The following is a 17223-nucleotide window of genomic DNA, read 5'->3' on the forward strand; positions in this document are numbered from 1 at the left end:
GCGATCGTGTCCGGGTCATCGCAGGAAGGCCGCCGCCACACCGGCGTCGACAGGGATGTGCAGACCGGTCGTGTGCGTGAGGTCGCCGCCGGTCAGCGCGAACACGGCATTGGCGACATGCTCGGGCAGCACCTCGCGCTTGAGCAGTGTCCGCCGCGCGTAGAACTCGCCGAGCTTCTCCTCCTCGATGCCGTACGTCGCAGCCCGCTGCGCGCCCCAGCCGGCGGCGAAGATCCCCGAGCCGCGCACCACACCGTCCGGGTTGATGCCGTTCACCCGGATCCCGTGCTCGCCCAGCTCCGCCGCCAGCAGCCGCACCTGATGGGCCTGGTCGGCCTTGGTCGCCGAGTACGCGATGTTGTTCGGACCCGCGAACACGGCGTTCTTGGAAGCGATGTAGATGATGTCGCCGCCGAGATCCTGAGCCAGCATCACCCGGGCGGCCTCCCGTGACACGAGGAAGGAGCCGCGCGCCATGATGTCGTGCTGCAGATCCCAGTCGTGCGCCGTCGTCTCCAGCAGCGGCTTGGAAATGGAGATCCCCGCGTTGTTGACGACGAGGTCCACACCGCCGAAGGCGAGCACGGCGGCCCTGAACGCCTCGGCGATCTGCTCCTCACTGGTGACGTCGACCGTCACCGCGACCGCCCGGTCGGCCCCGCCGATATCCCGGGCGACCGCGGCGGCGTTCTCCGCGTTCATGTCCGCGACGACCACACACGCGCCCTCGGCGGCCAGCCGGTGCGCGATGGCCTTCCCGATGCCCGATCCCGCACCGGTCACCAGCGCGACCCGGGTGGCCAGCGGCTTCGGCTTCGGCATCCGGCGCAGCTTGGCCTCCTCCAGGTCCCAGTACTCGATCCGGAACTTCTCGGACTCCTCGATCGGCGCGTACGAGGAGACGGCCTCCGCGCCACGCATCACGTTGATGGCATTGAGGTAGAACTCCCCGGCGACACGGGCGGTCTGCTTGTCCTTCCCGAAGGAGAACATGCCCACCCCGGGCACCAGCACAATCGCCGGATCCGCACCGCGCATGGCGGGGGAGCCGGGGACGGCGTGCCGCTCGTAGTACGCGCGGTACGCCTCGCGGTACTCCTGGTGCAGCTCCTTCAGCCGCGCCCCGGCCTCGGCCACCGGCGCGTCCGCGGGAAGGTCGAGGACCAGCGGGCTGACCTTCGTACGGAGGAAGTGGTCCGGGCACGAGGTGCCCAGCGCGGCGAGGCGCGGATGCTCGGCGCGGGAAAGGAAATCGAGCACCGGCTCGGCGTCGGTGAAATGACCCACCTGGGGGCGGTCCGTGGACGCCAGACCGCGGATCAACGGGGCGAGAGCCGCTGCTCGCTCGCGGCGCAGCTCTGCGGCCGGTGCCACCCGGTCGGGCAGTACGGGGCCGAAGGGCTCGGCCCTGCCGTGATCCTTCAGGAACGTCTCGGCGGCGCGGATCATCCACAGTGCGTTCTGTTCGCACGCGTCGGACGTCTCGCCCCAGGCGGTGATTCCGTGACCGCCCAGAATCACGCCGACCGCCTGCGGGTTGGCCTCCTTGACGGCCGCGATGTCCAGACCGAGCTGGAACCCCGGCCGACGCCAGCCCACCCAGGCCACCTTGTCACCGAAGCACTCGGCGGTCAGCTTCTCGCCTTCGGCCGCGCACGCCAGCGCGATCCCCGAATCCGGATGCAAGTGGTCGACGTGCGCCGCCTCTACCAGGGCGTGCATGGCGGTGTCGATGGACGGCGCGGCACCGCCCTTGCCGTGCAGGCAGAAGTCGAAGGCCGCCACCATCTCGTCCTCGCGTTCGACGCCCGGGTACACATCCTTGAGGGCACGGACCCGGTCCAGGCGGAGCACGGCGAGACCCGGCTCCGTCAGGGTGCCGAGGTCACCCCCGGAACCCTTGACCCAGAGCAGCTCCGTCCCGCCACCGGTGACCGGGTCGGCGCCGACGGCCTTCACCGACGTGTTGCCACCGGCGTAGTTGGTGTTGCGGGGGTCGGAGCCGATCCGGTGCGCGCGCTCCAGGAGCGCTGCGACCTCGGGGTGCGTCGCGGACGTCATAAGGGTTTCCTTCGGGGTGAGAGGTGCGTGGGACGGCAAGAGGGACGTACGGACGGCTTCAGGCGCCCCAGCCGGCCTGCGTGCCGCCCACCCGGGCGGCGGCGATGCGTTCCTGGTTGCCGGAGGCGAGGTAGGCGGCGAACGGGTCACGGGACAGACCCTGTTCCTCACGCACCTCTGCGAGCAGCGGCCGCACATCCGTGTTGTATGCGTCCATCAGGACGGCGTTCGAGGCGAGTACGTCGCCCGACTTCTGGGCGGCGCCGAGCGCGTCCCCGTCGACCAGCAACGCCTTGGCGGTCGCCTCCTGCACATTGGCGACCGACCGGATCACCGCCGGGATCTTCGCCTCGATGTTGTGGCACTGGTCCAGCATGAAGTTGACGTTGGTCTCGGACCTGAGACCGCCGTTCTTGACCACCTCGTGCATGATCCGGAAGAGCTGGAAGGGGTCGGCGGCACCGGCCATCAGATCGTCGTCTGCGTAGAAGCGGGAGTTGAAGTCGAACGCGCCGAGCTTTCCCTCCCGCAGCAGGATCGCCACGATGAACTCGATGTTCGTGCCCGGTGCGTGGTGCCCGGTGTCCACGACCACCTGGGCCTTCGGGCCGAGCTTCAGACAGTGCGCGTAGGCCGTGCCCCAGTCCGGCACGTCCGTGGTGTAGAACGCCGGCTCGAAGAGCTTGTACTCCAGCAGCAGCCGCTGGTCGTCGCCCAGCCGCTCGTACACCTCCGCCAGGGCTTCCGACAGCCTGTCCTGGCGGGCAACGATGTCGTCCTGGCCCGGGTAGTTGGTGCCGTCGGAGAACCAGAGCTTGAGATCGGGCGAGCCGGTCTCGTCCATGACGTCGACGCACTCCAGCAGATGATCGGTCGCCTTGCGCCGCACCGCCGCCTCGGGGTGGGTGACGGATCCCAGCTTGAAGGCGTCGTCCTGGAAGACATTGGAGTTGATCGCGCCGATCCGCAGCCCCAGGCTCTCGGCGTGCCGGGTCAGTGCGGCGTAGTCCGCCACCTTGTCCCAGGGAATGTGCAGCGACACCTTCGGTGCGACCCCGGTGAACGCGTGCACCTGCGCCGCGTCCTCCATCTTCTCGAACGGATCGCGCGGCACGCCCGGCTGCGCGAACACCTTGAAACGGGTCCCGGAGTTGCCGTAACCCCACGAAGGAGTCTCGATCACCTGAGACTTCAGGGCTGCCTTGACGGCCGACACATCAGACATGAACACCTCGTAAGCAGAGTCATCCGGCGACCGGAGCCGTCAGGATGTGAATCGTTTCATCTGGAACGTACGCTAGGTTTGGCGCCAGCGACTAGTCAAGCAGCTAGCCAGTCTTCTTCTGGGTTTGAATCAATTCACCACGGATCGGGGCGACCCGGCCGAAGACGGACCGGGCGGGCCCGAGGTACTTCTCGGGCCGACCCGATCGGGTCAGGCGGCCTCCGCCGCGTGGGGCGGCCAAGTCAGGTCAGGCGGCCTTCGCCACGTGGTCTCCGCCGGAAACTAGAAGGCGGTGCGGTCGTCGCTGCGGGCGTCCTCGACCAGGTACCCGTCGGCCGCAGAGCGGCTCCGGGGCCCGAAGTCGCTCCCGTGGCCCGCCCGCCCGCACACTTCAGTGTCCGCTGCCCGACATGCTCGGCTGGAGCGACCGGACGAGTTCGAAGAACTGGGACTCGTTGCCCGAGAACCCGGCCCGCCGCAGCGCGCCGTCGGCCTCCTCGATCGGGGCGGCGAGCAAGGGCATGTACAGAGGGGCGTCATCCGGGTCGGAGAGGACAGCCCGGGTGGCCTCCAGTAAACGGACGTACGCCTGCGCCGCGGCGAGTTCGTCATTGCGCATCTCAGCATCTCCATGTCAGAGGTGTCGGATCCACAAGCATCCCCCATGGGTCTGACAAGACTGCGGTGCGACGGCGCGGGGTGAGGCTCTGGCAATGCTTTGGCGGGTGGTGTCGTGGGTCCGGACGCGCGGGGTGGACCTCTCCGGGGGCGGACGTCTGCATCACGCCCGGGGAGATCGCGTTCACCCGAACACCCTGCGGCCCGAACTCCGCCGCCCAGGCCCGGATCAGGGTCTCCATGGCTCCCTTGGTGGAGCTGTGGAGGGCGCCGGGAATGCCCAGTCGTGCGATCCAGGAGCCCAGGTTGATGATCGCTCCGCCGCCACTGTCGACCATGGCGGGTGCGACGGGCGCGGTCAGGAAGAACGGAGCCTTCACGTTGACCGCGTAGACCCGGTCGAAGGTCTTCTCGTCAACGGTCGCCGTGGTGCTGCGGGGATAGACGCCGGCGTTGTTGACCAGGACGTCGATCCGGCCGCCGAGGACCCGGGTCGCCTCCTGCGCCAGTGCCTGCGAGGCAGCGGCGCTTCCGTCCAGATCGGCCCGCACGGACTCGGCGCGCCCGCCGCGCGCGGATCCCCTCGACGACCTCCTTGGCGCGCTCGGCGCTGCAGCCCGAGAAAAATGGCGAGACCGGGCCCACGGCGTCGGGTGAGTGCGCTCGCAAGGCGGGGATCATTCCCGTACGGAACGCACGTGGACGTGGACGACTGGTGTCAACGCGGCGCGTGCGCGTGCCGGGCATGGCGGGTCGGGGCGCCCCGCCGACCCGGCACGAGCTCGGTAGCGGGCGCTACGGGCGGCGCGCACCGGCCGGTGGTTCGACCTCCAGGAATCTTCGGCGGCGCGGCCCCCGGTACAGCAGTGCGGTCCAGCCCGATTTCCGCAGCACCGCCGCGCACCGGGTCAGTTCGGCGTCCTCCTCGTGCGCCGCCCCGCTGCCGGGAGGCCCGAGCCACTCGACCCGTACGGTGCCCGGCGCCGTGCCGGCCTCCACCCGGTACCCGGTCGCCGTGCGCCGCCCCGACGCGTCAACGGCCGACGCGGACAGGCCCGATGCCTCAAGCGCGAGGGCGACGGCCCGTACCGGCCGGTGCAGTTCCCACGGGGCCGGCACAGACTCCGGGGCCGGGTGACCGGTGTTGGTCAGCCGCCGTATCTGCACCATCCCGGCGAACGCGGTCCGCACCGCGGCGGCGCGCCTCGCGGCCGGGCCCGGGGGTGACGGACCCTCCCCGGTGGCCGGTTCGAAACCGGTCTCCTCCTCGGCGCTCATCCGCCTCCCCTTCCGCCCGTACGCACTTGCTGCCAGTGTGCGCCGCCCCACTGACAACGGGCCCCGCACACGGACGGCGAGGTCAGACGCGGCTCCCGAGCACCTTGCCCGGGTTCAGGATGCCGTGCGGATCGAGCGCCGCCTTCACCGCGTGATGCATGGCGAGCACCGCGGGTCCCAGTTCCTTGTCCATGCCGCGCATCTTCAGCAGCCCGACCCCGTGCTCGCCCGTGACCGTGCCGCCGAGCGCGATCGCGTCGTCCAGGATGTCCTCGAAGGCCGACTGGGCGCGGGCGCGTGCGGCTTCGTCACCCGGCGGCGTGATGATCAGGGGGTGCAGATTGCCGTCGCCGGCATGGGCGATGTTGGCGATCAGGATGTCGTGCCGGGCCGCCGTCCGCTCGATCCGCGCCAGCATCTCCGGAACCGCGGTCCGCGGTACGCACACGTCCTCGGTCAGGACCGGGCCGAGCCGCTCCAGTGCCGGATAGGCCAGCCGCCGGGCCTGGAACAGGGCATCGGCCTCCTGCTGGTCGGTGGAGACCGCCGCCCAGCTCGCGCCGGCCCGGTCGAAGCACTCCCGGATCAGTTCGGCCTCGGCGTCACCCTCGGCCCCGGGAGTGTCGACCCGGCCGAGCAGCACCACGTCCGCGTCCGCGGACAGCCCCATCTTCTTCCAGGCGTCCACGGCGGCGAGACAGTGCCGGTCGACCAGTTCGAGCGCGGACGGGATGACGCCGGACGCCGTCACGGCACTCACCGCCTCACCCGCGGCGACCACCGACGAGAAGTAGCCCGCCACCGTGCGTTCCTGGAGCCGTGCCGGACGCAGGCGCACGGTGACCTCCGTGATCACTCCGAGCGTGCCCTCGGAGCCCACCAGCAGCCCGGCCAGGTCGTATCCCGCCACGCCTTTGGCGGTACGGCGGCCCAGCGAGACGACTTCGCCGAGCCCGTTGACGACCTCGAGGCCCAGCACGTAGTCGCGCGTCACCCCGTACTTGACGCAGCACATGCCCCCGGCGTTGGTCGCGACGTTCCCGCCGATGGTGGACCACGGTGAACTGGCAGGATCCGGCGGGTACCAGAGCCCGTGCTCCGCACAGGCCGCCCGGAGATCGTCGTTGACCACACCGGGCTGGACCACTGCCAGCCGCTCGGCCGCGTCGATGTCGACGATCCGGTTCATGTCCTCGAACGACAGGATGACCGCCCCGTCGATGGCGTTCGCGCCGCCGGACAGACCGGTCCCCGCGCCGCGCGGCACCAGCGGAATGCGGTGGGCGACGCAGTGGCGCACCACGTCCCGCACCTCGTCGGTGCCCTGCGGGCGGACCACTGCGAGCGGCATCCCGTACGGAGCCCACTCGGCCTCGTCGTGCTGGTACCGGGCCAGGCCCGCCGGATCGGTCAGTACCCGCCGGGCCGGGATGCTGTCGACTGGTGCGTTCGCCACGATGGTGGCCACCTCCCATAAAGATGTATTACCCACCATTGTCGCGCGGAGCGGCCGGTCCGTGGGACAGGCCCCCCGTTCTGCCTCCGTTTCGGCTTCCGGAGGCTCTGTCGCGGTGCCCGGCCCGGCAGGACCCTTGGCGAAGGACACCACGTGGATCGGGCCCGCGGTGAAGCTCGGTAGGCTCAGTCGCAGTCGCTCATGAACCCCGCCCACCGGAGGATGCAGGCACCGTGCCCGATAACGACCGAGCCCCCGGCACCGACCACGCGGACAGCGCCGGCCGCGTCGGCCTGCGCGCCGACTGCGGGAACTGTTTCGGCCTGTGCTGTGTCGCGCTCACCCTGACCCGGTCCGCGGACTTCGCCATCAACAAGGACGCCGGGAAACCCTGCCGCAACCTTCAGGACGACTTCCGCTGCGGCATCCACACCCGGCTGCGCACCGAGGGCTTTCCGGGCTGCACCGTGTACGACTGCTTCGGCGCCGGCCAGAAGGTCTCCGGGGAGACCTTCGGCGGACAGGACTGGCGCGCGGCCCCGGAGAGCGCCCAGCAGATGTTCCAGGTCTTCCCGGTCATGCGTCAGCTGCACGAGCTGCTCTGGTACCTGACGGAGGCGGCCGAACTGGCGCCGGCCCGTCCCCTCCACGGCGAGATCGGCCGCCTCCTCGACGCGACCGAGCGCCTCACCCACCTCGACGCCGACGCCTTCGCCGACCTGGACGTCGCGGCACACCGGGACGAGGTCGCCGCCCTGCTCTCGCGCACCAGCGAACTCGTACGGGCCGGCGCTCCCCGCAAGAAGAAGCGCAACCACCGCGGCGCCGACCTGATCGGGGCCCGCCTCAGGGGAGCGGATCTGCGCGGCGCCGACCTGCGCGGTGCCTACCTCATCGCGGCGGACCTCACAGGCGCCGATCTCCGGCTCGCCGACCTCATCGGCGCGGACTTCCGGGACGCGGACCTGTCCGGTACCGACCTGACCGGAGCGCTCTTCCTGACGCAGTCACAGCTGAACGCCGCCCGGGGAAACGGCGCCACCCGGCTCCCTGGGGCACTCAGCCGCCCCGCGCACTGGGAGCGTTGAGGGCGGCGGCCGAAAATCAGGCCCGGGGCGCGTCCCCGTTCAGTGGGGCCTCCAGTGCTGCCTTCAGCTGCTGAAGCGTGGTGCGGATGTTGCCGCGCTGGAACTCGGCGAACGTGTGTCCCCGGGTGGCTACCTTGTCGAAGGCGTTGGCCAGGAAGTCCGGCCAGCTTCGGCGGTCGTCGGTCCAGGTCTCGGTGACCCGTGTGCCACCGTCCACGGCCTCGAACCGGTACTCCCACGTGGCGATCGCGCCGGGAAGCCGCGGCCGCCGCGCACCGATCGCGTGGACCCGGAAGGCGAACCGCTCGCCCGGATCGGCCGCGGTCACCGTGCACCGCGTCGTCCAGCGCATCCGCCCACGCTTGTTGCGGCCCTCGAAGACCATGCCGACGTACGCGTCCCGCCGCTCCCCGAGCACCCTCGCGCCCCGGTTCTCCGGACTCCAGCGCCCCATCGCGGTCGGGTCGCTGAGCTGCTCGTACACGGCCGCAGGGGAGGCGAGAACCACGATGCCGTCCGACACGGACATGGTGCGGGGCATGAAGCACTTCCGATCCGCGGCCGACTCCGGCAACCACCGGGCGTCGGGCCGACCGCACGGCCGACGGGCTCCCGGATCCCACACCCTACTCACCGGTCACATAGGCCGTGGCGGCGGGCGCTCGTGCTCTGACCGGAAACGATCACCGGCATGAGTGCTCGGTGCCCAACGCCGGGTCAGGGAACGATGATGAGGAGATGACCGCCGGCTCACGTGCCCTCTCGTTCAGCTCGGCGGCCGCCCAGTAGGAGGCGAGCCGCCCTTCGTGTCCGCCCGCGCTTCTCGACGCCGTTGAGGAGTTCCTGAGCCGTTCGCTGGCGGATGTCCGCGTCGCGGACATCGGTGCGGGCACGGGAATTTCGACCAGGCTCCTGCGCGAGCGAGGTGCTGACGTGATCGCCGTCGATCCTGGTGACGCGATGACCGTCGAGTTTCGTCGGGTGCTCCCGGCTGTGCCGGTGGTCCGGGGTGACGGCAACCCGTCTCTCACGCTGCCGGGGCGACGGATGCTCCGCCCCGGAGGAGGCCTTTCCCGCTGCGGATTCGGGCACGCTCGCGCTGCGTGGCCAGGATGTCGGGGTGGCGGGCGTTGGCGTTGCGCCGGCGCAGGGAGGCATGTGGATGGGTGCGCCGTCTGGGCGGGCGGCGCGGATCGGCTTCAGGGCGGCCAGGGAGTTCGCGGCGCCTTCGTCGCGGTGGTTGACGCCCCACAGGGTGTCGTCGCCGATCGAGCAGCAGCCGTGGAAGTAGGTGACGCCGTGGGTGCGGGGGTAGGTCGCCGGGATGCGGTCGGCCCGGTTCTGCCTTGCCCAGCAGGACCCGGCGGTGGGGCGGATGCCCAGCGGGCCGACTCGCCGAAGGCGAAAGCGCGGTCGGGGAAGTGCTCCAGGACGTATGCGATGCGGTGGACCTTGGTGTCGCGCTCGGGGGCGGTGGACTCCTTCCAGGCCTTGGTGCGCGGGCGGGTGGAAGCCGCATGGATGACGAAGTCCTTGTCGTCATCGCCCAGCAGGCGGAGACGGGCCTTCCGCCCACCGAGGGTCGAGGCACGACAGGCCGATTTCTTGAACCGGCGGATCCGCCAACCCGTCGAACCATCTCGGTCACAGCGCTGACAGAACGCTCCCGGTGGCCCCGCACCCGGGTTGAGAACATCGCGGTACCGAGAACGCCTCCCTGATCGAGAACGGTTCCGGTCCGTGGTTCGTTGCACAGGGTGGCGTATCCGGAACACCACCGACAACCGGACCGAGGAGCCTCGCACATGCCCAGCCGCACAGACCCCAGCCGTACCGAGCCCGGCACCACCGAAGCAGGCCGCACCCGCTTGATCGAACGGCTCATGGAGCAGTTCCCGCACGTGCCGCGGGAGGCCGTGATCAAGGAGGACCTGCTGCGTGGCGGCCTGGCCTTCGACGAGTCCGCGCTCAGCGACAACGAGGGCGGTGACGTCAAGCCGAAGTCGTACTTCATCTTCTCCTTCGACCACGGCACCCTGCCCGAGCTGGGGGCTGCCGCCCTGCGCCGGCCGCCGGAGGAGATCGTCCTCACCGGCGGACCGTACGAGCTGCGCCGCACCGTGGTCTCCGTGCGGGTCAATCCGGCTTCTCCCTACCGGGTCGCGGCCGACGACGACGGAGTGCTCGGGCTCTACCTCGACGGCAGGCGGATCTCCGACGTCGGCCTCCCCCCGATGCCGGACTACTACCGGCACACGCTGGAGAACGGCAAGTCCGTGATGGAGGTCGCGCCCACCATCCAGTGGGGCTACCTCGTCTATCTGACGGTCTTCCGCGTCTGCCAGTACTTCGGTGCGAAGGAGGAGTGCCAGTACTGCGACATCAACCACAACTGGCGCCAGCACAAGGCCGCGGGCCGCCCGTACACCGGAGTGAAGCCGGTCGAGGAGGTCCTTGAGGCACTGGCCATCATCGACCGGTACGACACCGCGAAGACGTCCACGGCCTACACGCTGACCGGCGGTGCCATCACCTCCCACATCGGCGGCCGGGACGAGGCCGACTTCTACGGCCAGTACGCGAAGGCCATCGAGGAGCGCTTCCCCGGCCGCTGGATCGGCAAGGTCGTCGCCCAGGCTCTTCCCAAGGCAGACGTGCAGCGGTTCCACGACTACGGCGTGCAGATCTACCACCCCAACTACGAGGTGTGGGACCCCCGGCTGTTCGAGCTGTACTGCCCCGGCAAGGAGCGTTACGTCGGCCGCGACGAATGGCACCGCCGCATCTTGGACTCCGCCGAGGTCTTCGGCGCCCGCAACGTCATCCCGAACTTCGTCGCAGGCGTGGAGATGGCCGAGCCCTTCGGCTTCACCACGGTGAAGGAGGCCATCGAGTCCACCACCGAGGGCCTGCGGTTCTTCATGTCGCACGGCATCACGCCCCGCTTCACCACTTGGTGTCCCGAGCCCACGACTCCGCTGGGCAAGACGAACCCGGACGGCGCGCCGCTGGAGTACCACATCCGGCTGCTGGACGCCTACCGCTCGACGATGGAGGAGTACGGGCTCAGCTCGCCCCCCGGCTACGGTCCGCCGGGCCCCGGACGCGCGGTGTTCTCCGTCAGCTCCTTCATGGACAGCCTGCCGGCCCGTCCCGACGACGAGAGGCCCTGACCGCCGGTCAGCCGGCCGGCGGCGGATCGGACGCGGCGGCGAGTTCCCGTACGACCTGGGCGAAGCCCCGTACCAGCGCGGTGTCCATGCCGTCCACCCAGGCGAGCACCACCCGCAGCGGTTCCACATCGGTCAGGGGGACCCAGGAGAGGTCCGGCCGCGCGTAGTACCGGGCCATGCTCAGGGGTGCGAAGCAGACGGAGGAACCCTCCGCCACCTGCTCCAGCATCTCCTCGACGTTGTCGTTGGTCGGGCTCCACTTCGGACTCGAACCGTCCGGCCGGGGGTTGACCGCCCACCAGTCCACCCACTCCCGCGGGGCGCGCCGCGTCCACATCAGCGGCTCGCCGCCCACTTCGAGCACCGAGACGCCCGAACGGTCCGCCAGCGCGTGCCCGCAGGGCAGCCCCACGACACGCGGCTCGGTGTGCACCAGCTCGCTGCGCAGCCCGCTCAGATCGTTGGGCAGCCAGACGAAGGCGACATCGGCCAGGCCGTCGCGCAGCGCGTCGGCCTCCTGCCCCCAGTCGTAGCGCTTGGGCGCCACCCGTACTCCAGGGTGGCGCCGGGCGAACTCCGCGCGGGCGCGCGTGGTGAGTTCGCCGGCGCCGCTCGCTTCGAAACCCACCCGCAGCACACCGGTCTCGCCGCGGGTGTGCCGTTCGGCCGCCGCCGACACCCGCTCGGACTGGCGAACGGTCAGCAGCGCCTCGGCGATCACGTCACGCCCTGCCGCTGTCGCCGACACGCCTCCGGCATGCCGGTCGAAGAGCCGGACTCCGAGCTCCGACTCCAGGCTCTTGAGGGCGTACGAGAGGGCGGGCTGGCTGATGAACAGCCGCCGGGCGGCCCGCCCCAGGTTCTCCTCCTCGGCGATGACCGTGAGGTAGTGCAGCTGACGCAGCTCCATCCAGGGATCATAAGCCGTCTTTATCGGTCCGGAGAGTCTCTGTCTTGGACCGCCCGGAGAGCCGGATGACATAACGGAGTCACCACAACAACCCCGAGATCACATGGAGTTACGTATGAACGCCGAGCACCGCACGGAGGCCGGACACGACGCGGCGATCCGGGACCGGGCGCCGGGCCGCGTCTGGCTGATCACCGGGGCCTCCTCCGGATTCGGTCGTGCCCTCGCCGCGGCCGCTCTCGCCGCCGGGGACACCGTCGTTGCCACGGCCCGCAGGCCGGAAGCGCTCGACGGCCTCGTCGCCGCACACCCCGACCGCGCCGTCGCACTCCAACTGGACGTCACCGACACGGCGCGCATCGCGGACGTCGTCGCGGACACCTTGCTCTGGTACGGGCGGATTGACGTGGTGGTCAACAACGCCGGGATGGGGATGATCGGCGCCGTCGAGGAGACCGGCGACCGCGAGCTGCGTGATCTGATGGACCTGCACTTCTTCGGGCCCGCCGCGCTGGTGCGCGCCGTGCTCCCGCACATGCGCCGCAACGGCTCCGGCGCCGTGGTCCAGATGAGCAGCATGGGCGGCCGCTTCACCTTTCCCGGTGTCGGCGCCTACTCGGCGACGAAGTTCGCCCTGGAGGGCCTGTCAGAGGCGCTCGCCGCCGAGGTGGCCCCGCACGGGATCAAGGTACTGATCGTCGAGCCCGGATCGTTCCGGACCGGGTTCGCCGGGGGCGGTGCTCTGCACCAGACCGCTCCGCTCCCCGCCTACGAGGAGACCGTGGGCCCGGTCCGCACCGGTCTGCCCGGCTCCGACGGCAAGCAGGAGGGCGATCCGGACAAGGCGGCCGCGGCCATCCTGACCGCCCTGGCCGCAGAGCACCCCCCGCTCCGGCTGCCCCTCGGCAACGACGCCACGGACGCGGTCCTCGCCGGCCTCGACGTCTCTCGCACCGAGCTCCTGACCTGGGAGACGCTCAGCCGCAGCACCGCATTCGAGGGCTGAGGCGCCGGCGCCCCGGGGCCGTGGGCGCGGAACGGGCACCCGCACGAGCGTGCACCCCGAGGCCCCGCAGGCGAGGCCCGGACCTCGCGCCCGGACCCCCGCAACCGGTCTCAGGCCCGCCACTCGGCGGTGCGCTCGGGGGACGCCGAGGCCAGGGCCTTCTCGATCGCCGCCGCATCACCCCGGTTGCCGTACACCGGAGTCCCCGGCTGCTGGCGCCACGACGTGTCGAGCCCGCCGGCGTCCACCGTGTCGAAGCCCAGCTCGTCGATCAGCTCACGGACGGTCTGCTTGGCGGCCGTGTCGTCACCGGCCACCGGCAGGGCCTGCCGGTCCGCGGTGCCGGCGGGCCGGCCATGGGTGATGAGGTCCTGCGCGTACGTCCCGTTGAAGGCCTTGATGACGGGGTGGCCGATCTGCGTCTCCGTCCAGCGGCTCTCCGGCAGGCCCTCCTCGATGGCGGCGATGCGGCCGTCCCGCTGCGGGTAGTAGTTGCCGGTGTCGATGACCGCGACGCCCTCGGCGGCGGCGTCGAGGAAGCCGGCGGGCAGTACCGGAACGGCCTTGAGCGGAATGGTGACGACCACGACCTGGGCGCCCCGGGCTGCCTCCGCCGCGGTGACCGCGGTGGCGCCGGTCTCCTCGGCCAGGGCGGCGAGCGTCTCGGGGCCGCGTGAGTTCGCGACGGACACCTCATGGCCCAGGCCGGTGAGGCGCCGGGTGAGATTGCCGCCGATGTTCCCTGCTCCGATGATGCCGATCTTCATGGATCCGACCTTCCGACGGTGCCTGCGCTGCGTGACATGGTCCCTGCCGGTTCACCAACCCGGCACTGCCCGGAGCTATTCCGGGTGACGGAGAAACGATTCCTCTACCACTCCGACGGATGGGACCCGCAAGTCGCGGGCACTTAACGGATGAAAGCGGAATCACGCGGACCACTTGAAGGCGGTGCCCATGCTCCATGGTGTCGATGTCAGCTCGCACCAGTCGTCCTTCGACACGGCCGGTCTGGACTTTGTCTTCATCAAGGCCACCGAGGGGCGTTCGTACGTCAACCCGCATCTGACCGAGCAGACGAAGCGCGCACGGGACGCGGACTGCGTCGTCGGCTTCTACCATTTTCTGTGGCCCGGGAACATCACGGCGCAGGCGGAGTACTTCCTGAGCAAGGCGCCGGAGAAGGCGGGGGAGCTGCTGGCCGTCGACTGGGAGGAGAACGGTGAGGGCACCCGTGCGAGCAACGCCGAGAAAGACCGGTTCATCCGCGAGGTCAAACGGCTGCGGCCGCACCACCGGGTCCTGCTGTACTGCAACCGCTACTTCTGGCTGAACCACGACACCACGTCGTACGCCGGGGACGGTCTCTGGATCGCCGACTACGTCACCGCGGGCAAGCCCCGCATCAAGGCCACCTGGCGCATCCACCAGTACACCGACCATCCTCTCGACAAGGATGTCGCGAAGTTCTCCTCGCGGTCCGCGATGCACACCTGGGCGCGGGGGTAACGACCGGGCCGGTAGCGAGAAGGGGCGAGAACCGGCCATCCGAAATACTCTGTTCCGAGGCTTGTGTGCCTGGCCGGCGCGGTTTCGCGCAGGAGGCCGGGCACACCGCACCGAAGCGGAGGAGTACTCATGAGAGCCGCCGTCGTCCGCAGTTTCACCGAGCCTCTCGTCATCGAGGACAGGCCGGTCCCCACCCCGGCCGGACACCAGGTCCTGGTACGCATGGAGGCCTCGGGGCTGTGCCACACCGACATCCACGCTGCCCACGGGGACTGGCCGGTCAAACCGAGTCCGCCCTTCGTCCCCGGCCACGAGGGCATCGGCATCGTCGAGGCGGCCGGCGACCAGGTCACCCATCTCGCGGTGGGGGACCGGGTGGCCATCCCCTGGCTCGGCGAGGCGTGCGGACACTGCGACCACTGCGTTTCCGGCTGGGAGACACTGTGCCTGGCGCAGCAGAACAGCGGCTACTCGGTCGACGGCAGCCATGCCGAGTACGCCCTCGCCCACGGCACGTACGTCGTGCGCGTGCCCGACGGCATCGATCCGCTGGACGCGGCGCCCCTGACCTGCGCGGGCGTCACCACGTACAAGGCGGTGAAACTCTCCGGGGCGCGCCCGGGGACCCGCGCCCTCGTCTCCGGGATCGGCGGACTGGGCCACCTCGCCCTGCAGTACGCGCGGATCTTCGGCGCCGAGACCATCGCCGTCGACGTCACTGACGAGAAGCTGGCGCTCGCTCGGGAGCTGGGTGCCGATCATGTCATCGACGCCCGCGTCCAGAACGTCGCGGAGGAGACGCACCGGCTCGGCGGCGCCGACGCGGCCATCTCGCTCGCGGTGAGCAACGAGTCGTTCGGCGCGGCCTACGGTGCGCTGCGCCGGGGCGGCACGCTCGTCCTCGTGGCACTGCCGGCGGAGGGGAAACTGGAACTCCCGGTCTTCGACACGGTACTGAACGGCACGAAGGTCGTCGGCTCGATCGTCGGGACACGTGAGGACCTGGCAGAGGTCTTCCGGCTGCACCGGCTCGGCCGCACCCGTGTGGTCCGCGAGAGCCGCGCTCTGGCGGACATCAACTCCGCGATCGACGAAGTCCTCAACGGGAAGGTGTCGGGACGCCTCGTCTTCGACCTCGCCAGCCCGCCGGCATGACCGCCGGACCCGGGGCGCAGGGCTCCCGCCACCGGCCCGGCCAGTAGGACTGCAGCTCGATGAGGTTGCCCTCGGGGCCCCACGCATGGGCGGTGCGGAGCCCGGGACCCCACCCGGCCGCTCGCACGCCTCCGCGACCGGAACGGCACCGTGGGCCGGGCAGACGAACATCGGGGGTGCAGTGCGTTCATGACAGCGTGATCGGTAGGTGCTCACCCATCATTGGGTGGGCCCTACGATATACGTGATGAACACGAACGAGACCCCGCCCAGCCTCCTGGGACTCACGACCTATCTGATGTCCAGGACCGGCAAAGTCGCGCGCGGCCGGCTGGCGGCCCGGCTGACGGAGCGCGGGCTGCGGCTCTGGCACCTGGCCGTGCTGGCGGCACTGGTCGACTTCGGCCCTCATGTGCAACGGGAACTGGCGGCCCGGCTCTCGATCGACCGCAGCGACGTCGTGAAGATCGTGGACGACCTGGCCGTCGCCGGGCTCGTGGAGCGGGCCCGCGACGTCACCGACCGGCGCCGCGTCACCGTCACCGTGGCGCCGGAGGGCCGTACGCTGCTCGACCGGCTCCACGCGGAGGCGCTCACCATCCAGGACGGCCTGCTCGCGCCTCTGACCGTCGCGGAACGTACGCAGCTGGCAGCCCTGTTGAGGCGCGTGCACGACCACGTCCAGGACGATGCCGGGCCGCGGCGGCCAGGTCGATGACTGATTCGGGCCCCTTGGTGCGGCAGACTTCTGCGGTGACCACAGCCGCGGCTCAGCCGCCTCGTGACCGTGCGCTCGGGCGCGGTATCTCCACCCTCATCCCGCAGGCCGCGACCGAGACTCCGGCCGAGCAGGCCGCTGCGGTTCTGACCGCGATGCAGAGCGTTCCGGTCCGTGTCGGTGTGCTCCAGGCGGCGGTGGTGCTGCTGGAGGAGCGGGTGCGTGCGACAAGTGACGAAGCGGAACGCGCGGCGGCCGCGACCACCGTGGCGATGCTCCGCACCGCGATCAGCCAGGCCCGCTGACCCGGCGCGACGGCAGCGCGACGGCCCGGCTCATTCCGGCCAGGGTGAGTCGAGGATCGTACGGACGAAATCGCCCCGCTCGAACCCCGGCACGTAGTGCTCCAGTACATCCGCCTTGACGTTGCCGAACGTCGTCTCCGGCTTCTGGCGGATGCCGTCGGTGAACGCGCCGAGGATGCGCTGCTTGAAATCCGGACGTGGGTGCAGCGCGACGATCCGGGACCGGTCCTCCTCGGAGATGTCCTGGTAGCCGATGCCCAGTACGTCGTACTCGACCCCGGCGGTCACCAGCGCCACCTCGGGCTCCAGGTACTGCGGGATACCCGGTGTGGTGTGCAGCGCGATGGCCGTCCAGACCCTGCGGACGCTGTCCTCCGGGACGTGGTGCCCCTGGAGGAACCGCCGCGCCTCGTCCGCGCTGTCCACCTCGAAGCGGCGCCCGCTCGTGCGGAAGCGCTCGCCGAGACCGAGGTCGTGGAACATCGCGCCGATGTAGAGGAGTTCGGGGTCGTAGCCGAGATCGCGGTTGCGGCCCTGGAGTGCCCCGAACCAGAAGACGCGGCGCGAGTGGTGGAAGACGAGTTCGCTCGTGATGTCCCGGACCAGTTGGGTCGCCTCGCGCGCCAGTGCCGTATCCGGGACCCGTAGCCCGGCCACGGAAGTGGGTTCGTTGGTCACGGCGTTCACCTGGCCCTCCGGGGCGTTCGGCCGGCGGACGGTA

15 protein-coding genes and 3 pseudogenes are annotated in these 17223 nt (G+C 70.4%); 7 read left to right on the forward strand and 11 right to left on the reverse strand.

From position 1 onward, the window contains the following. Positions 1-15: 15 nt before the first annotated feature. From ACIQM0_RS15445 to ACIQM0_RS15470, 6 genes and pseudogenes are all read right to left on the reverse strand, one after another. On the reverse strand, positions 16-2061 hold the full coding sequence (locus ACIQM0_RS15445) for a bifunctional aldolase/short-chain dehydrogenase (protein ID WP_401286414.1): 2046 nt from the start codon (positions 2059-2061) through the stop codon (positions 16-18). A 58-nt stretch (positions 2062-2119) separates the two neighbouring features. After that, on the reverse strand, positions 2120-3286 hold the full coding sequence (gene rhaI, locus ACIQM0_RS15450; protein WP_401286415.1) for an L-rhamnose isomerase: 1167 nt from the start codon (positions 3284-3286) through the stop codon (positions 2120-2122). Positions 3287-3677: 391 nt separating this feature from the next. Then, positions 3678-3905 carry a hypothetical protein gene (locus ACIQM0_RS15455; RefSeq protein WP_401286416.1) on the reverse strand — a complete coding sequence of 76 codons (228 nt, stop codon included), beginning with the start codon at positions 3903-3905 and terminating at the stop codon, positions 3678-3680. A 127-nt stretch (positions 3906-4032) separates the two neighbouring features. After that, positions 4033-4525 (reverse strand): annotated as a pseudogene (locus ACIQM0_RS15460) (SDR family NAD(P)-dependent oxidoreductase); the annotation flags it as partial. Between the two features lie 174 nt (positions 4526-4699). Next, the gene (locus tag ACIQM0_RS15465) at positions 4700-5182 is read right to left on the reverse strand and encodes a hypothetical protein (RefSeq protein ID WP_401286417.1); all 483 of its coding nucleotides are present in this window, start codon (positions 5180-5182) and stop codon (positions 4700-4702) included. 82 nt (positions 5183-5264) lie between these two features. Further along, entirely contained in the window at positions 5265-6638 is a 1374-nt protein-coding gene (locus tag ACIQM0_RS15470; protein WP_401286418.1) for an FAD-binding oxidoreductase, read from the reverse strand. Positions 6639-6871: 233 nt separating this feature from the next. Between ACIQM0_RS15470 and ACIQM0_RS15475 the strand changes: the two genes are divergently transcribed. Beyond that, positions 6872-7726, forward strand: coding sequence for a pentapeptide repeat-containing protein (locus tag ACIQM0_RS15475; RefSeq protein ID WP_401286419.1), 855 nt, complete (start codon positions 6872-6874; stop codon positions 7724-7726). Between the two features lie 16 nt (positions 7727-7742). Here the strand turns inward: ACIQM0_RS15475 and ACIQM0_RS15480 are convergent, their stop codons facing one another. Both ACIQM0_RS15480 and ACIQM0_RS15485 read right to left on the reverse strand, forming a co-directional pair. Next, positions 7743-8267: an SRPBCC family protein gene (locus ACIQM0_RS15480; protein WP_401286420.1), complete on the reverse strand. Its 525-nt coding sequence runs from the start codon at positions 8265-8267 to the stop codon at positions 7743-7745. A 486-nt stretch (positions 8268-8753) separates the two neighbouring features. Then, positions 8754-9352 (reverse strand): annotated as a pseudogene (locus tag ACIQM0_RS15485) (hypothetical protein). A gap of 179 nt (positions 9353-9531) precedes the next feature. Between ACIQM0_RS15485 and ACIQM0_RS15490 the strand changes: the two are divergent. Then, positions 9532-10899 carry a radical SAM protein gene (locus ACIQM0_RS15490; protein ID WP_401286421.1) on the forward strand — a complete coding sequence of 456 codons (1368 nt, stop codon included), beginning with the start codon at positions 9532-9534 and terminating at the stop codon, positions 10897-10899. A gap of 7 nt (positions 10900-10906) precedes the next feature. Here ACIQM0_RS15490 and ACIQM0_RS15495 read toward each other — a convergent pair whose 3' ends face one another. Then, positions 10907-11809 carry a LysR family transcriptional regulator gene (locus tag ACIQM0_RS15495; RefSeq protein WP_401286422.1) on the reverse strand — a complete coding sequence of 301 codons (903 nt, stop codon included), beginning with the start codon at positions 11807-11809 and terminating at the stop codon, positions 10907-10909. A 115-nt stretch (positions 11810-11924) separates the two neighbouring features. Between ACIQM0_RS15495 and ACIQM0_RS15500 the strand changes: the two genes are divergently transcribed. Continuing rightward, entirely contained in the window at positions 11925-12815 is an 891-nt protein-coding gene (locus ACIQM0_RS15500; protein WP_401286423.1) for an oxidoreductase, read from the forward strand. A gap of 110 nt (positions 12816-12925) precedes the next feature. Here the strand turns inward: ACIQM0_RS15500 and ACIQM0_RS15505 are convergent. Then, a pseudogene (locus tag ACIQM0_RS15505) lies at positions 12926-13600 on the reverse strand (NADPH-dependent F420 reductase); the annotation flags it as partial. A 172-nt stretch (positions 13601-13772) separates the two neighbouring features. Here ACIQM0_RS15505 and ACIQM0_RS15510 point away from each other — a divergent pair. The 4 genes from ACIQM0_RS15510 (at position 13773) to ACIQM0_RS15525 (ending at position 16502) form a co-directional block, all read left to right on the forward strand. Next, on the forward strand, positions 13773-14324 hold the full coding sequence (locus tag ACIQM0_RS15510; RefSeq protein WP_401286424.1) for a glycoside hydrolase family 25 protein: 552 nt from the start codon (positions 13773-13775) through the stop codon (positions 14322-14324). Between the two features lie 129 nt (positions 14325-14453). Continuing rightward, on the forward strand, positions 14454-15479 hold the full coding sequence (gene adhP / locus ACIQM0_RS15515; protein ID WP_401286425.1) for an alcohol dehydrogenase AdhP: 1026 nt from the start codon (positions 14454-14456) through the stop codon (positions 15477-15479). A gap of 247 nt (positions 15480-15726) precedes the next feature. Continuing rightward, positions 15727-16197 (forward strand): MarR family winged helix-turn-helix transcriptional regulator, encoded by a 471-nt coding sequence (locus ACIQM0_RS15520; RefSeq protein WP_401286426.1) that lies wholly within the window; start codon positions 15727-15729, stop codon positions 16195-16197. Between the two features lie 35 nt (positions 16198-16232). Next, positions 16233-16502, forward strand: a complete 270-nt coding sequence (locus tag ACIQM0_RS15525) for a hypothetical protein (protein WP_363028189.1) — start codon at positions 16233-16235, stop codon at positions 16500-16502. A 30-nt stretch (positions 16503-16532) separates the two neighbouring features. Here the strand turns inward: ACIQM0_RS15525 and ACIQM0_RS15530 are convergent, their stop codons facing one another. Beyond that, entirely contained in the window at positions 16533-17180 is a 648-nt protein-coding gene (locus tag ACIQM0_RS15530; protein ID WP_401286427.1) for an HD domain-containing protein, read from the reverse strand. Positions 17181-17223: the final 43 nt, after the last annotated feature.

It is taken from the genome of Streptomyces sp. NPDC091387 (genome assembly GCF_044756945.1).
GTDB lineage: Bacteria > Actinomycetota > Actinomycetes > Streptomycetales > Streptomycetaceae > Streptomyces.

Excerpts from the sequence above, each read along its gene's own strand:
- ACIQM0_RS15465 (WP_401286417.1), bottom strand. The coding sequence starts at position 5,182 with ATGAGCGCCGAGGAGGAGACCGGTTTCGAACCGGCCACCGGGGAGGGT.
- ACIQM0_RS15510 (WP_401286424.1), top strand. The coding sequence starts at position 13,773 with ATGCTCCATGGTGTCGATGTCAGCTCGCACCAGTCGTCCTTCGACACG.
- ACIQM0_RS15455 (WP_401286416.1), bottom strand. The coding sequence starts at position 3,905 with ATGCGCAATGACGAACTCGCCGCGGCGCAGGCGTACGTCCGTTTACTG.
- rhaI (WP_401286415.1), bottom strand. The coding sequence starts at position 3,286 with ATGTCTGATGTGTCGGCCGTCAAGGCAGCCCTGAAGTCTCAGGTGATC.
- ACIQM0_RS15495 (WP_401286422.1), bottom strand. The coding sequence starts at position 11,809 with ATGGAGCTGCGTCAGCTGCACTACCTCACGGTCATCGCCGAGGAGGAG.
- adhP (WP_401286425.1), top strand. The coding sequence starts at position 14,454 with ATGAGAGCCGCCGTCGTCCGCAGTTTCACCGAGCCTCTCGTCATCGAG.
- ACIQM0_RS15520 (WP_401286426.1), top strand. The coding sequence starts at position 15,727 with ATGAACACGAACGAGACCCCGCCCAGCCTCCTGGGACTCACGACCTAT.
- ACIQM0_RS15445 (WP_401286414.1), bottom strand. The coding sequence starts at position 2,061 with ATGACGTCCGCGACGCACCCCGAGGTCGCAGCGCTCCTGGAGCGCGCG.
- ACIQM0_RS15490 (WP_401286421.1), top strand. The coding sequence starts at position 9,532 with ATGCCCAGCCGCACAGACCCCAGCCGTACCGAGCCCGGCACCACCGAA.
- ACIQM0_RS15500 (WP_401286423.1), top strand. The coding sequence starts at position 11,925 with ATGAACGCCGAGCACCGCACGGAGGCCGGACACGACGCGGCGATCCGG.
- ACIQM0_RS15480 (WP_401286420.1), bottom strand. The coding sequence starts at position 8,267 with ATGCCCCGCACCATGTCCGTGTCGGACGGCATCGTGGTTCTCGCCTCC.